We start from the raw sequence: 14,662 nt of genomic DNA, 5'->3' as shown, positions 1-14,662 counted from the left end.
ATGCGCCGCGCGCTTCTCTATTCGGCAGGTTTGCATGTGGGGCTCTTCACCGCCCTCTATGTAGGCCTGCCCGATAGCCCGCGCGTGATCGAGGTGCCGCCCCCGATCCCGGTGGACGTGGTGACCATCGACGAGGTGACCCGGCCCAAGTCGACCCCGGAGGCGCCGCCCGACAAGCCCGACCCGACGCCGCAGCTCGCTCAGAGCGAGCCGACCCCGCCGCCGCCCGCGCGCACCGCGCCGCCGCCGCCGCCCGCGCCGCCGGAGCCCAAGGCGCTGCCCGAGCCTGCGCCCGCGCCGGAACCCCCGCCGCTGCCCGAGCCGGTCAAGCAGCCGGAGCCCGAGCCCCTGCCGAAACCCGAACCGGAACCCCAGCTTGCGGAGGCCCCGGAACCGGAGCCAGCGCCGGAGCCCGAACCCCAGCCCGAACCGGAGCCGGTGAAACAACCCGAGCCCGAGCCTGAGCAGCAGGCGGAGGCGCCGGATCCCGATGCGCGCCCCAGCCCGCCGGTGCCGCCGGTCAAACCGGCCCTTCAGGTCGCGGAGAAGCCTGACGCTCCGAAGGAGGACCCGCTGGATTCCCTGCTCAACAACGTGCTGAAGGACATCAAGCAGCAGCCCCAGCAGCAGGCGCAGCCCAAGCCGGAGCCGCAGCCCCAGGGGCAGCAGCAGGCGAGCCTCTCCTCGCAGCCCATGTCGATCAGCGAGATCGACAGGATCCGCCGCCACATCGAAAGCTGCTGGAACGTGCCCGCCGGCGCGCGCGACGCGCAGAACCTGGTGGTCGAGTTGCGGCTGGTGATGAACCCCGACGGGCGCGCGCGCAGCGTCGAGGTGGTGGATAGCCAGCGCATGGGCGACCCCTTCTACCGGACGGCGGCGGAGAGCGCGATGCGCGCGGTCCGCGCCTGCGGCGCGCTGCCGGTCCCCCCCAAGAAGTACGACGTCTGGCGGCAGATCACGCTCACCTTCGACCCCTCGCAGATGCTATAGCCCAGCCCAAGGAACCCCAGAAGGAAGACCTCAGGCCATGAAACGACTCTCCCTCCTCCTGATCGCCTTTGCCGCGGTCGCCGCCCTTGCGCTGCAGGTCTCGCCGGCGCGCGCGGAGCTGCGCATCGACATCACGCGCGGTACCTTCGAGCCCTTGCCCATCGCGATCACCGACTTCCATTCCGAAGACGCGGAGTCCGCGCGCCTGGGCGCCGACATCGCCGATGTCGTGACCGCCGATCTGGAGCGCTCGGGCCTGTTCCGGCCGTTGGACCCGCAGGCCTTCATTCAGGACGCCGCCTCGGTCGCGACCGCCCCGCGCTTCGGGGAATGGTCGGTGCTGAAGGCGCAGGCGCTGGTCGCCGGAACCGCGCAGATGCAGTCGGACGGCCGGCTCCGTATCGAGTTCCGCCTTTGGGACGTCTTCGCCCAGCAGCAGATGCTGGGCCTCGCCTACGCCACCACGCCCAACAACTGGCGGCGCATCGGGCACATCATCGCCGACGCGGTCTATAAGCGCCTGACCGGCGAGGAGGGCTACTTCGACACCCGGATCGTCTACATCGCGGAGAGCGGGCCGCAGAACCGGCGCGTCAAGCGCCTGGCGATCATGGATCAGGACGGCGCCAACCACCGCTTCCTGACCGATGGCGCGGACCTGGTGCTGACTCCGCGCTTCTCGCCTTCCACGCAGGAGATCACCTACGTCTCCTACGTGAACGGGACCCCCAGGGTCTATCTCTTCAACCTCAACACCGGCCAGCAGGAAGTGCTGGGCGAGTTCCCCGGCATGTCCTTCGCCCCGCGCTTCGGGCCGGGCGGCAACTCCATCGTCATGAGCCTCGCGCGCAGCGGCAACTCGGATGTCTATACCCTGGACCTGAGGACCCGCGACCTGCGCCGCTTGACGGCGGACCCTTCGATCGACATCTCGCCCTCCTACTCGCCGGACGGGCGGCAGATCGTCTTCAACTCGGACCGGGGTGGCAGCCAGCAGCTCTACGTCATGAACGCGGACGGCTCCAACGTGCGCCGCATTTCTTTCGGGGAGGGCCGCTACGCAACGCCCGTCTGGTCTCCGCGCGGCGACCTGATCGCCTTCACGCGGCTCTATCAGGGCCAGTTCTACATCGGGGTGATGCGGCCCGACGGGAGCGGCGAGCGCATGCTGGTCAACGACTTCCGGGTCGAGGCGCCGACCTGGGCGCCCAACGGACGCGTGCTGGCCTATTTCCGTCAGGGACGGGCGAACAATCGCGGAGAGGTTTCCAGCAAGATCTACACAATCGACCTGACAGGCTTCAACGAGCGGCAGCTTCCGACGCCGATCGATGCCTCCGATCCCGCTTGGTCTCCCTTGATTCCCTAAGGGGTGGACCTTATGCTTTGCGGCCATCTTCAGGGTGATCGGGGGCTGAAGATTCCGCAAAATGGACCGTCAAGACTTCGGGGGGTCCAAATAATTTCGATCAACGACTTGATGCGGAAGGTTCCGCATCAGATTGAGGGGACTTAAAATGCGCTTCAAGCTTCTTTCCATGTTCGCGGCTCTTCTGCTCCTGGGCGCTTGTGAAACTGCTTCGACCAGCGGCGACGCTTCTGGTTCGGGCAGCTCCAGCACCGCCGGCCAGCCCGTGCCGGGCTCTCAGGAAGATCTCGTCGTCAACGTCGGCGACCGCGTCTTCTTCGGGTTTGACGAGTACACTTTGACGGCCGAGGCTCAGTCCACGCTGGACCGCGTCGCGGCCTGGATGCAGTCCAACCCGTCGGTCACCGTGTCCGTCGAAGGGCACGCCGACGAGCGCGGCACGCGTGAGTACAACCTCGCGCTGGGTGAGCGCCGCGCCAACGCAGCCATGAACTACGTGGCGGCGCTGGGCGTCTCTCCCGCCCGGATGCGCACCGTTTCCTACGGTGAAGAGCGTCCGGCCGTGATCGGCTCGAACGAAGCGTCCTGGGCCCAGAACCGCCGCGCCGTCTTCGTCGTCAACTGACGAAGCTCCGCGGCGAGGGGTCCCTGGGACCGCTGCCTAAAGCAAGGCCCGTTTCCGCAGAACAGCGGGACGGGCCTTGCTTTCTTCGACTCGCGCGCTTGCGCCATATTTCTGACAACAAGCTGGGTGAAGAAGAGGGTGACGTTCAGCGGCCTTCGGACCTTGTCGGACGCCTTGTCGTGTCCGGTCCGGCGGCCAGCAAAGCCGATCGCTACGGCCCGACCCAATAGGAACTCAAGGGAGAGAGTCGCCATGACCGCGCTCGCCGCTCCTCATCGCCGACCGGGCGGAGGCATCGCCGCATTCTTTTTCGCAGTCCTGCTCGCCGTTGCCCTTCCGGCAGGCGGCGCCAAGGCTCAGGACCTGCAAAGCCAGATCGAGCGTCTTCAGCGTGAGTTGAGCGACCTCCAGAGCTACGTCTACAGAGGCGGCTCGGGCGGCGCTTCCTCGGGCGCGGCCGTTCAAGAGCTTCCCGCTGGCTCAGCAGCCGATATCCAGGTGCGTCTGGGTGAGCTGGAGACCAGCCTGCGCCAGTTGCGCGGGCAGATCGAGGAGATGAACTACCGCATCCGACAGAACAGCGATCGGCTTGAGCGCTTCATCAACGACGCGGAATACCGCCTGACCGTTCTTGAGGGCGGCGATCCCGTAACACCGCCGCCCAGCGCGTCGAGCGCAGCGCCCTCGGCTTCTCAGGATAGCGCCTCGGCAGCCCCGCAAGTTCAGAGCCAGACCCAAGGCTCCAGCGGCGTCTCCTCAAGCGGTGTCGCCACCGGCAGCTCGACGGTCGGTTCGCTGGGGCAGGTGTCCGAGAACAGCCTCGCGGCCGTCCAGCAGCAGCGCAGCGTTTCCGGGGATCAGAGCGGCAGCGGTCAAGCGGCGGCTGAAAGCGCGCCGCAGACGGCGGCGGCGCCCTCCAGCGGCCCGGTCACCTTGCCGGACGGCTCGCCGGAGGATCAGTACAGCTTTGCCCTCGGCCTGTTGCGCCAGACCCGTTTCGACGACGCCCAGGTGGCCCTCGACGCCTTTCTGGAGCAGAACCCCAATCACGACCTCGCCCCCAACGCCAAGTACTGGCTGGGCGAGACCTATTACGTTCGCGCCGACTACCAGAACGCGGCGGTCACCTTCGCCGAGGGCTTCCAGCAGTTTCCGCAGGGGTCGAAGGCCCCGGACAATCTGCTCAAGCTCGGCATGTCGCTGGGCCAGCTGGGCGACAAGCAGAACGCCTGCGCCACCTTCGCCCAGCTTCAGCAGCGCTTCCCGAACGCGCCCAGCAACATACAGCAGAAAGCCCAACTGGAGCGCCAGCGTCTCGGCTGCTAGCCGTGATGGCTGAAGCGCCGCGCCCGCAGGCCCGAGGACTGGAGGAGCGCTTCGCCGCGGCCGTCTCCTGGCTGGAGGCGGCCAGGGGACGTAGGCTCGGCCCGTCTCCACGGCTTGCCGTGGGGCTTTCGGGCGGCGGCGATTCCCTGGCGCTCACCTGTCTTCTGAGCGATTGGCTGCGGCCACGCGGCGGACGCCTTTTGGCCCTGACCGTCGATCACCGTCTGCGCGAAGGATCGCGCGCCGAAGCCGAGGCGGCGGGGAAGGCGGCGACCGCGCTGGGCGCGGAGCACCGCATCCTGACCTGGCGGCGCGCTGCCGTCGGTCCGGCTCTCCAGGCGCGGGCCCGGGCCGCGCGGCTCGAGCTTCTGGAAGCAGCCTGCCGGGAAGCGGGGGTTGAGGCGCTCTTTCTCGGCCACACGCTCGAAGATCAGGCGGAGACCTTCCTCCTGCGGCTGGAGGCGTCCAGCGACCTGCCTGGACTTTCCGGCATGGCGGCGCTGAGACGGCGGGGGGCGGTGGAGCTTTGGCGCCCGCTTCTGGGCGAAGGGCGTCAGGAGTTGCGAGGCTTCCTGCTGGCGCGCGGGCTGACCTGGAGCGACGACCCTTCCAACGAAGACCCCTCTTTCAGCCGCGTGCGTCTGCGCCGCCTGCTGCCGTCCCTTGCGGAAGAAGGCGTGACCCCGGCCCTGCTCGCCGCGACCGCGCGGGACCTCGGCCTGCTGCGCGCGCGTCTGGAGCCCCTCATCGAAGAGCGGTTGACGCGGACCGCGTCGCTTGAGCCGGAGGGTCTGCTGCGCTTGAGGCGCGAGGAGCTTCTCCAGGGGCCAGAACCGCTCGCGCTTTGGTGTCTGGCGCGGGCGGTGACGGCAATCGGCGGCGCGCCCTACCAGCCGCGCCGCGACTCCCTGGAGCGTCTCCATGAGGCGGTGCAGGCGCCCGACTTTCCGGGCGCCACGCTGGGGGGCTGCCGGATCCTGCCGAGGCAAGGCGAACTTCTGGTTTTCCGCGAGGCCGCAGGGCTGCCCGAGCCTCGAAGTCTCGAAGGGCAAGAACGCTTGTTGTGGGACGGGCGCTTTGAGCTGACCTTCTCCGGGGCTGCCAAAGGCTTTAGGCTGGCGCCCCTGGGGCCGGACGGCTGGGCCGCGCTGAAGCAAGCGGAACCCGCCTTGGCGGCGAAGGTCCGGGCGCGCCTGCCGGTGGAGGCCTGCCACCCCTTGCCAGCGCTTTTCGACGCTGCGGGACTGGCCGCTCTGCCGGCCTTGGACTGCCGCCGTGCCGATCTGACGCAGCCGCTTTGCTTGAGTTCGGAATTTGCGCCGTTAAATCCTTTGAAACATGAACGCTTTACAGTTGCCCCGCCCGAAAGGCACATTATCTATTGAGGGCGTGGGAACGATTTCTGCCGCCGGCCACTGAGGGCCGCCTTGGCCAAAGTGGAGCCCGAGAGGACGAAAGACCGTGAATTTTAGCCGCAACGCCGCTCTTTGGATCGTCATCATCCTATTGCTTTTCACGCTTTTCAGCGTGTTTCAGGGTGCCGGCACCGGGACGCCGCAACAGCAGCTCGCCTATTCCGACTTCATGAACCGCGTCGACACCGGTGAGGTGCGCGATGTGTTGATTCAGGGCGACCGCGTCTCAGGAACCTTCACCGACGGGACCTCTTTCCAGACCTATGCGCCGCCCAATGACTCCTCGCTGGTTGACCAGTTGATGAGCAACGGGGTGCGCGTCCAGGCGTCGCCGGAAGAGACTCAGTCGACCCTGATGACCATACTCATCTCCTGGTTCCCGATGTTGCTGCTGATCGCCGTGTGGATTTTCTTCATGCGGCAGATGCAGTCCGGGTCCGGCAAGGCCATGGGCTTCGGCAAGTCGCGGGCGCGCCTGCTGACCGAGAAGACCGGGCGCGTCACCTTCGAGGACGTCGCCGGCATCGAAGAGGCCAAGCAGGAGCTGGAGGAGATCGTCGAGTTCCTGCGCGACCCGCAGAAGTTCCAGCGCCTCGGCGGACGCATCCCCAAGGGCGTGCTGCTGGTCGGCCCTCCGGGTACCGGTAAGACGCTTCTGGCCCGCGCCATCGCCGGCGAGGCCAATGTGCCCTTCTTCACCATTTCCGGCTCCGACTTCGTGGAGATGTTCGTGGGCGTCGGCGCGAGCCGCGTGCGCGACATGTTCGAGCAGGGCAAGAAGAACGCCCCCTGCATCATCTTCATCGACGAGATCGACGCCGTCGGCCGTCATCGCGGCGCCGGTCTCGGCGGCGGCAATGACGAGCGGGAGCAGACCCTCAACCAGTTGCTGGTCGAGATGGACGGCTTCGAGTCCAACGAGGGCGTGATCCTGATCGCTGCCACAAACCGTCCGGACGTGCTGGACCCCGCGCTGCTGCGCCCGGGCCGCTTCGACCGTCAGGTGGTGGTGCCCAATCCCGATGTGCTGGGCCGTGAACAGATCCTGCGCGTTCACATGCGCAAGGTGCCCCTGGCTCCCGATGTGGACGCCCGCGTGGTTGCGCGCGGCACGCCGGGCTTCTCCGGCGCCGACCTCGCCAACCTGGTCAACGAAGCGGCTCTCATCGCCGCGCGCGCGGGCAAGCGCGTGGTGACCCAGGCGGACTTCGAGAACGCCAAGGACAAGGTCCTGATGGGCGCGGAGCGCCGCTCCATGGTCATGACCGACGAGGAGAAGGAGCTGACCGCCTATCACGAGGCGGGGCACGCCCTGGTGGGCCTCTTCGTGCCGGGCAACGATCCGCTCCATAAGGTGACGATCATCCCGCGCGGCCGCGCGCTGGGTGTCACCATGAACCTGCCCGAGCGGGACCGTTACGGCTATAAGCGCAACGAGATCACCGCGAAGCTGGCCATGATGTTCGGCGGCCGCGTCGCCGAGGAGATCATCTACGGTCCGGCCAACGTGACCACCGGTGCGGGCAACGACATCCAGCAGGCGACCAACCTCGCGCGCCGCATGGTGACCGAGTGGGGCATGAGCGAGAAGCTCGGCCCGCTGCGCTATGAGGAGAACCAGGAAGAGGTCTTCCTGGGGCACTCCGTGGCGCGTTCCCAGAGCGTCTCCGAGGCGACCTCGCAGCTGATCGACGAAGAGATCCGCAGCATCATCGACGAGGCCGAGACCAAGGCCAAGGAAGTGCTGAACGAACATCTCGACGACCTGCACGCCGTGACCAAGGGTCTGTTGGAGTACGAGACGCTTTCGGGCGACGAGGTTCGCGCGCTGATCCGCGGCGAGACCATCGACCGCTCAGGTCCTGGCGACGCCGCTGCCGGCGGGTCTTCCAGCGGCCGCCGCGCCTCCGTGCCCTCCAGCGGCAAGTCCAAGGGCGGCGACGCCGGCGGCCTGTCACCGGAGCCGCAGCCGGGAAGCTGACGCAAGGCTCAAGCCATTGATCTTCAGGCGGGAGCGGTTCTAGAACAGGGCCGCTCCCGTTTCCTTTTCAAACAGTCCGGCGGGCCCCTGAATGGCCGAGACCTCTGAGCAAAACCTTTCGGCAAGCGTGATCCTGACCCCTTTGGGCCTGGACCTCGCGGACTCGCTGCCGCCGACCGCCCAGCGGCTTGCGGGCGGGAACCGGGGCTTCACCGCCGTGGAGGTGCGGATCTGGGATGGCGCGCGGGTTTCGCTGAAGGAGACCGTGACCGCCGACGCCCTGCTTCCCTGGGCCTCGACGCAGGCCCCCCGGCATCTGGAGGCGATCGAGGCGGCTTTGGCCCGGCTCACCGCGCCTCGCGCGGACTTCGCCGGCGTCCAGATGGACCGCGCCTGCCTCATGGGCGTGATCAACGTCACCCCCGACAGCTTTTCCGATGGCGGAGACCACCTGGACGCCGAACGGGCGATCGAAGCCGGGCTCGCCATGCGCGAGGCCGGGGCCGACCTGCTGGACGTGGGCGGAGAGTCGACCCGGCCCGGCGCCGATCCGGTCCCCCTGGAAGAGGAGCTGAAGCGCGTCCTGCCGGTGATCGAAGGCTTGGCGAAGGAGGGCGCCCTTGTCTCCGTCGACACCCGCCATGCCGAGGTGATGCGCGCGGCCAGGGAGGCCGGCGCGGCGGTCTTGAACGACGTCACTGCTCTTCAGGGTGAGCCCGGCTCGCTGCGCGCCGCGGCTGAAAGCGGGCTGCCCGTGGTCCTGATGCACATGCAGGGCGAGCCCCAGACCATGCAGAAGGACCCGCGCTACGAGGACTGCCTCAGCGAGGTCTACGCCTTTCTTGAAACCCGGATCGCCGCGGCCGAGGCGGAGGGAATCCCGAGGCAGCGGATCGCCGTCGATCCCGGCATTGGGTTCGGCAAGACGATCGAGCATAACCTTGAGCTGCTGCGCGGCCTGGGGGCCTTTCACGGCCTCGGCTGCCCGATCCTGCTGGGTGTCAGCCGCAAGCGCTTCATCGGGCGTTTGAGCCGCGACGAGCCCGCCAAGGAGCGCGGCCCCGGCTCCATCGCCTGCGCGCTCACCGGTCGCTCGCGCGGCGCGCAGATCTTCCGGGTCCACGATCTGGCGGAAACGCGGCAGGCCATGACGCTCTTTTCAGTGATCGAGGGAATGGAGCCGCCGCCTGCAAAGCTGCTATAAGCAGAACGGACTTTAGCGGAAGGACGTAGCTGGAGCGCATGAACGCCAAGCGCAAACTCTTCGGCACCGACGGCATACGGGGCCGCGCCAACCAGGAGCCGATCACGGCCGAACTGGCGCTGGCGCTGGCCATGGCCGCGGGCTCGCACCACCGTGGCCGCCATGGGCTGGCCGTGATCGGCAAGGACACGCGGCTTTCCGGCTACCTGCTGGAACCCGCGCTGACGGCCGGCTTCATCGCGGTTGGGATGGACGTGGTGCTGCTGGGTCCGCTGCCGACGCCCGCCGTGGGGATGCTGACCCGCTCGCTGCGCGCCGACCTCGGCGTGGTGATCTCCGCGTCCCACAACCCCTTCGACGACAACGGCATCAAGTTTTTCGGGCCGGACGGGTTCAAGCTCTCGGACGAGGTCGAGGCCACCATCGAGACCCGCGTTGAAGAGGGCACCGAGAGCCTGAGGGTGGACGCCAGCGACCTGGGCCGCGCGCGCCGCCTGGACGACGCCCGTGGCCGCTATATCGAGTTCGTCAAGCAGAGCCTGCCGCGCCGTCAGCGCCTGGAGGGCTTGAAGGTCGTGCTCGACTGCGCCCATGGCGCGGCCTACGCGGTGGCGCCCGCCGTGCTCTTCGAGCTGGGTGCGGAGGTGATCGCCATGGGCGTCACCCCGGACGGCACCAACATCAACAAGGATTGCGGCGCCACCGCGCCCCAGGCGCTTTCAAAACGCGTCGTCGAAGAGGGCGCGGACCTCGGCATCGCGCTGGACGGCGACGCCGACCGGGTCATCCTGGTCGACGAGAAGGGCCGGGTGATCGACGGCGACCAGGTCATGGGCCTCATCGCCTCGCGCTGGCTGGAGGCGGGCTTGCTGAAGGGCGGCGGGGTCGTGGCCACGGTCATGTCCAACCTCGGCCTGCAACGCCATCTGGAGAACTTCGGCATCGGGCTGGAGCGCACGCCGGTCGGCGACCGCTATGTGGTGGAGCGCATGCGCGCGGGCGGCTTCAACCTCGGCGGCGAACAGTCCGGCCACATCGTCATGACCGATCACTCCACCACCGGTGACGGGTTGATCGCGGCGCTTCAGGTGCTCTCCGCGCTGGTCGCGTCGGACAAGCCGGCGAGCGAGCTGCTCGCGGTCTTCGACCCGGTGCCCCAGGTGCTGAAGAACGTGAAGGTGACGGATCGCGGGGTCATCGACACCCCCGCCTTCGCCGAGGCGGTCCGCGCGGGCGAGGCGGCGCTGGGCCGGGGCGGCCGTCTGGTGATACGGCCCTCCGGCACCGAGCCGCTGATCCGGGTCATGGCCGAGGGCGACGATCCGGCCCTGGTCAACGAGGTGGTCGACGGCCTGATCGAGCGCATCGGGACGGGGGCATGACCGACATCCATCCGGGTGAAAAACGCGGCCGCGTCCTGATCGTCGCCGGGTCCGATTCCGGGGGCGGTGCGGGCATTCAGGCCGACATCAAGGCGGTGACGGCGCTGGGCGGCTTCGCGGCCACGGCGATCACGGCGCTCACGGCCCAGAACACCAAGGGGGTCTTCGGGGTCCAGGGCGTGGAACCCGGCTTCATCCGCCAGCAGATGCTGGTGGTGCTGGAGGACATCGGCGCCGACGCCATCAAGACCGGCATGCTGCACGACGTCGCGACCATCGAAGCAGTGACCGGGGTGCTGGAACATCTGGAACAGCCCATCGTGGCCGATCCGGTCATGGTGGCGCAGAGCGGCGCGCGCCTGCTCGAAGACAACGCCGTGGAGGCGCTGACCGCCCGCCTCCTGCCCCTGGCGGCGATCCTGACGCCCAACATTCCCGAGGCCGAGGTGCTGTCGGGCATCCAGATCGAGGATGAGCGCGGCATGCAGGCGGCTGGGGAGGCGCTGCTGGCGCTCGGCCCCAAGGCGGTGCTGGTCAAGGGCGGGCACCGGGCGGGAGAAGAGATGGTTGACCTGCTGGTCACCCCAAGCGGCACGCGGCGTTTCGCCGACCCGCGCATCGATACTCAGGAGACCCACGGCACCGGCTGCACCCTGGCCTCCGCCATCGCAACCGGGCTCGCCCAGGGCATGGCGGTCGAGGACGCGGTGGCCCGCGCGCGCCGCTATCTGCGCGCCGCGCTGATGGCCGCCCCCGGCTTCGGTGAGGGTCAGGGGCCGGTAGGCCACGGCGTCACCGTGCGGCCCTTTGACTGAAACCCCTTTTGACGGCTTTCGCGAGACACCCCATGACGCTCTATTTTGAAGACTTCACGGTCGGTCGCCGCTTCACCACGCTGGGCTGCACCATCACCGAAGCGCAGATCCTGGATTTCGCCTTCACCTACGATCCGCAGCCCTTCCATCTGGACAAGACGGCCCCGGACAATCCCTTCGGCGGGTTGATCGCCAGCGGCTTCCAGACGCTGCTGATCGGCTTTCGGATGTTCTATCAGGCCAACATCATCAATGCCTGCAACACCGCCTCTCCGGGCATGGACGAAGTGCGCTGGCTGAAGCCGGTCTATCCCGAGGACACGCTGCACGTCGAGGCTGAGGTTTTGGAGCAGACGCCCTCCAGCAGCAAGCCCGACCGGGGCAGGGTCATCCTGGCCTACAGCGTCGTCAATCAGGAGGGCGAGCCGGTCATGACCTTCAAGATCATCCACATCTTCCGACGCCGGCCCGAGGACAGCGCAGCCTAGAGCGGCCAGACCAGCAGGATCACCGGCACCGCGACCGAGATCAGCAGGATGTCGAGGATCGCGCCCATCCGCCAGTAATCGCTGAACTTGTAGCCGCCGGGCCCCATGACCAGCAGATTCGACTGGTGCCCGATGGGCGTCAGGAAGGTGGCCGAGGCGCCGACCGCCACGGCCATGAGGAAGGGGTCCGGGTTGGAGCCCAGTCCCGCGGCGATGGCGAGCCCGATGGGCGCCATCAAGACGGCGGTGGCGGCGTTGTTCATGATGTCGGTCAGCAGCATCGTGACCATCATCAAAAGCGCCAGGATCGCCCAGGGCGGAAGCGTTTCCTTCAAGGCCAGCAAAGGCGCCGTGATGGTCGCGGCGGTCCCGCTGGACTCCATGGCCGCGCCGACCGGGATCATCGCGCCCAGCAGTACGATGATGGGCCAGTCGATGGCCTCGTAAGCCTCGCGCAGCCGGATGTTCTTGATCAGCACCAGCGCCATGGCCGCGAGCACGAAGGCGATCTGGGGCGGCAGGAGTCCGGCGAGCAGGGTCGCGACCGCCGCGCCGAAGACCGCGATGGGCTTCCAGTCCAGCCTTTCGTTTCGGGTTTCAGGCAGGTCGCGCTCGGCCAAAGGCAGCACGCCCAGCAGCGTGAAGGTCGCGGGCATGGCGTCGCTCTCGCCTTGCAGCAGCAAGACGTCGCCGGCCTGGAAGCGCACCTGACCGAGCCGGGTGGTCACGCGCTCGCCATGACGCGAAACGCCCAAGAGGTTCAGGCCATAGGCGGTGTGAAGCCGAAGGTTTCTAACGGTGCGTCCCTCGAAGCGCGACCCCGGCGTCACCACCACCTCGCTGAGGCCGACGCGCTCACTGCGCAGCGGGCTGCGCTCGGGCTCCGGCGCGCCGACCAACTCCAGGCCCGCTGGCTCCAGCACCCGCTTGAGGGTCGCGGGGTCGGTCTCCAGGACCAGCAGGTCGCCTTCCTGCAAACGCAGGTAAGGGGAGGGGGCCAGCATGCGGTCCTTGCGCCGTTCCAGCGCGACCACGGCCAGGTCCGACTGGGCCAGCGTTTCCAACTCGACCAGCCGCTTGCCCACGAAATCCGAGTCCTCGGCGAGCCGCACCTCGGTGATGTAGTCCTGAATCTTGAAGCGCTCCGTGGTGGTTTCGCGCGCCTTGTCGCGGATCGGCAGAAGGCGCCAGCCGAGAAAGCCGATATAGATCAGGCCCACCGCCACGACACAGAGACCGACCGGAGAGAAATCGAAGAGCTTGAAGGGTTCGCCCAGCCGCTCGGCCCGGATGGTGGAGATGATGATGTTCGGCGGCGTGCCGATCAGGGTGGTCATCCCGCCCAGCAGCGAGCCGAAGGAGATCGGCATGAGGAGCTGGCTCGGCGGTCGGTTGCTGGCGTTCGCGGCGTTGATCGCGACCGGCAACATCAGGGCGAGCGCACCGACATTGTTCATGAAGGCCGAGAGCATCATGGTGACGCCGGTGAGCGCCGCCACCTGCAGCGCCGGGAAATGGCGGCTGGGGCGCAGGGCCCGCCCGATTCCGTGGACCACGCCGCTGCGCTCCAGGCTGCGCGAGACGATCAGGATGCTGGCGACCGTGATCACCGCCGGATGACCGAAACCGGCGAAGGCCTCGCCCGCCGGGACCAGCCCGGTCAGCACGGCGGCCATGAGCGCGCCCAGCGCCACCATGTCGTAGCGCAGGCGTCCCCACGCGAACAGCGCCAGGGTCGCGGCCACGATCGCCAGAAGAATCATCTCTTGAGGCATGAGGTTGAGCGCCCCTCCATCGGTCAACGCGAAGGCCATTCTCCATGCCGTGCGGGACGGTTGAAAGGGCTAATTCTGTTGCGCTGCAACAAGCGCAGCTGCGCTGCCTTACCGGCGGTCCGGGAAAAGCAGGCGGAAAAGGCGGGATTTCTGGCCAGGCGGTCGTTGACGCGCCGCAGCACGCTGCCTACACTCCGCGCCTCAAAGCGCCAGAGAGCGACCACTTTATCAAAAGGAACGACAGATGAGCGATCCGGCGGGGCAGCCTCCCAAGCCCACGCAGCGTCCGCGCAATCCCAATTTCTCTTCAGGGCCCTGCAGCAAGCGCCCCGGCTGGTCGGTGGCGGATCTCGAGTCGGCCTTTCTGGGGCGCTCTCACCGCGCCAAGGAGGGCAAGGCCCGCCTCGCGGAGGTCATCGAGCGCTCGCGCAGCCTGCTGGGTCTGCCTGAGGACTGGCGTCTGGGCATTGTTCCGGCCTCCGACACCGGTGCGGTGGAGATGGCCATGTGGAGCCTTCTGGGCGCGCGCGGCGTGGACCTGCTGGCCTGGGAATCCTTCGGCAAGGGCTGGGTGACCGATGCGGTCAAGCAGTTGAAGCTGGACGACGCCCGCGTGATCGAAGCGGCCTACGGAGATATTTGTGATCTGGGCGCCCTCGATGGGTCGCGCGATCTGGTCTTTACCTTCAACGGCACCACCTCCGGCGTGCGCGTGCCCGATGACGGCCTGCCGCCGCTGGGCGAGGGTCTGCGCATCTGCGATGCGACGTCCGCGGCCTTCGCCATGCCTCTGCCCTTCGACCGGCTGGATGTGGTCACCTGGTCCTGGCAGAAGGTTATGGGCGGAGAGGCCGCGCACGGCATGCTCGCCTTGAGCCCGCGGGCGGTCGAGCGGCTGGAGAGCTACAGCCCGCCCTGGCCGCTGCCCAAGATCTTCCGCCTGACCAAGGGCGGCAAGCTCATCGAGGGGGTCTTCAAGGGGGAGACGATCAATACCCCTTCGATGCTTTGCGTGGAGGATCAGCTCGACAGTTTGAAATGGGGCGAGAGCATCGGCGGACTGCCCGCGTTGGTCGAGCGCTCCCAGGCGAACCTGCGCGCGGTCGAATCCTGGATCGCGGACAGCGAATGGGCGGCTTTCCTCGCCGAAAGCCCGGAGACGCGCTCTTCCACCTCGATCTGCCTGAAGATCGTCGATCCCTGGTTCGAGTCGCTGGATGAAGGAGCCCAGGCGGGCGTGCCCAAGGCCCTGGCCGGTCTGTTGGAAAAGGAAGGCGTGGCGTTCGACA

General features: G+C 67.8%; 12 protein-coding genes. 11 read left to right on the top strand and 1 reads right to left on the bottom strand.

What is annotated here, in order from left to right; genetic code table 11:
* From P8X75_08790 to P8X75_08745, 10 genes are all read left to right on the top strand, one after another.
* Entirely contained in the window at window positions 1-993 is a 993-nt protein-coding gene (locus tag P8X75_08790) for a cell envelope integrity protein TolA (GenBank protein ID MEJ1995298.1), read from the top strand.
* Window positions 994-1,030: 37 nt separating this feature from the next.
* Window positions 1,031-2,362 (top strand): Tol-Pal system beta propeller repeat protein TolB, encoded by a 1,332-nt coding sequence (tolB, locus tag P8X75_08785; protein ID MEJ1995297.1) that lies wholly within the window; start codon window positions 1,031-1,033, stop codon window positions 2,360-2,362.
* A gap of 148 nt (window positions 2,363-2,510) precedes the next feature.
* On the top strand, window positions 2,511-2,987 hold the full coding sequence (gene pal, locus P8X75_08780; protein MEJ1995296.1) for a peptidoglycan-associated lipoprotein Pal: 477 nt from the start codon (window positions 2,511-2,513) through the stop codon (window positions 2,985-2,987).
* Window positions 2,988-3,239: 252 nt separating this feature from the next.
* On the top strand, window positions 3,240-4,313 hold the full coding sequence (gene ybgF, locus P8X75_08775; protein MEJ1995295.1) for a tol-pal system protein YbgF: 1,074 nt from the start codon (window positions 3,240-3,242) through the stop codon (window positions 4,311-4,313).
* 5 nt (window positions 4,314-4,318) lie between these two features.
* Entirely contained in the window at window positions 4,319-5,698 is a 1,380-nt protein-coding gene (tilS, locus tag P8X75_08770; GenBank protein MEJ1995294.1) for a tRNA lysidine(34) synthetase TilS, read from the top strand.
* 76 nt (window positions 5,699-5,774) lie between these two features.
* Window positions 5,775-7,709 (top strand): ATP-dependent zinc metalloprotease FtsH, encoded by a 1,935-nt coding sequence (gene ftsH, locus P8X75_08765; protein ID MEJ1995293.1) that lies wholly within the window; start codon window positions 5,775-5,777, stop codon window positions 7,707-7,709.
* Window positions 7,710-7,800: 91 nt separating this feature from the next.
* A complete protein-coding gene (gene folP, locus P8X75_08760) occupies window positions 7,801-8,913 on the top strand; it encodes a dihydropteroate synthase (GenBank protein ID MEJ1995292.1) in 1,113 nt (370 codons plus the stop codon).
* 38 nt (window positions 8,914-8,951) lie between these two features.
* Window positions 8,952-10,295, top strand: a complete 1,344-nt coding sequence (gene glmM / locus P8X75_08755) for a phosphoglucosamine mutase (protein MEJ1995291.1) — start codon at window positions 8,952-8,954, stop codon at window positions 10,293-10,295.
* Window positions 10,292-11,110 carry a bifunctional hydroxymethylpyrimidine kinase/phosphomethylpyrimidine kinase gene (gene thiD / locus P8X75_08750; protein ID MEJ1995290.1) on the top strand — a complete coding sequence of 273 codons (819 nt, stop codon included), beginning with the start codon at window positions 10,292-10,294 and terminating at the stop codon, window positions 11,108-11,110. The genes glmM and thiD overlap by 4 nt, the downstream gene beginning before the upstream one ends.
* Window positions 11,111-11,142: 32 nt before the next feature.
* Window positions 11,143-11,598: a MaoC family dehydratase gene (locus P8X75_08745; GenBank protein MEJ1995289.1), complete on the top strand. Its 456-nt coding sequence runs from the start codon at window positions 11,143-11,145 to the stop codon at window positions 11,596-11,598.
* Here the strand turns inward: P8X75_08745 and P8X75_08740 are convergent.
* Entirely contained in the window at window positions 11,595-13,373 is a 1,779-nt protein-coding gene (locus P8X75_08740; GenBank protein ID MEJ1995288.1) for an SLC13 family permease, read from the bottom strand. The genes P8X75_08745 and P8X75_08740 overlap by 4 nt on opposite strands.
* A gap of 244 nt (window positions 13,374-13,617) precedes the next feature.
* Between P8X75_08740 and P8X75_08735 the strand changes: the two genes are divergently transcribed.
* Window positions 13,618-14,662: phosphoserine transaminase (locus P8X75_08735; GenBank protein MEJ1995287.1), on the top strand; the 1,045-nt coding region annotated here is incomplete at its 3' end.

The organism is Limibacillus sp. (assembly GCA_037379885.1).
Classification (GTDB): Bacteria; Pseudomonadota; Alphaproteobacteria; order Kiloniellales; family CECT-8803; genus JARRJC01.
This window is presented reverse-complemented; position numbering and strand designations above follow the sequence as displayed.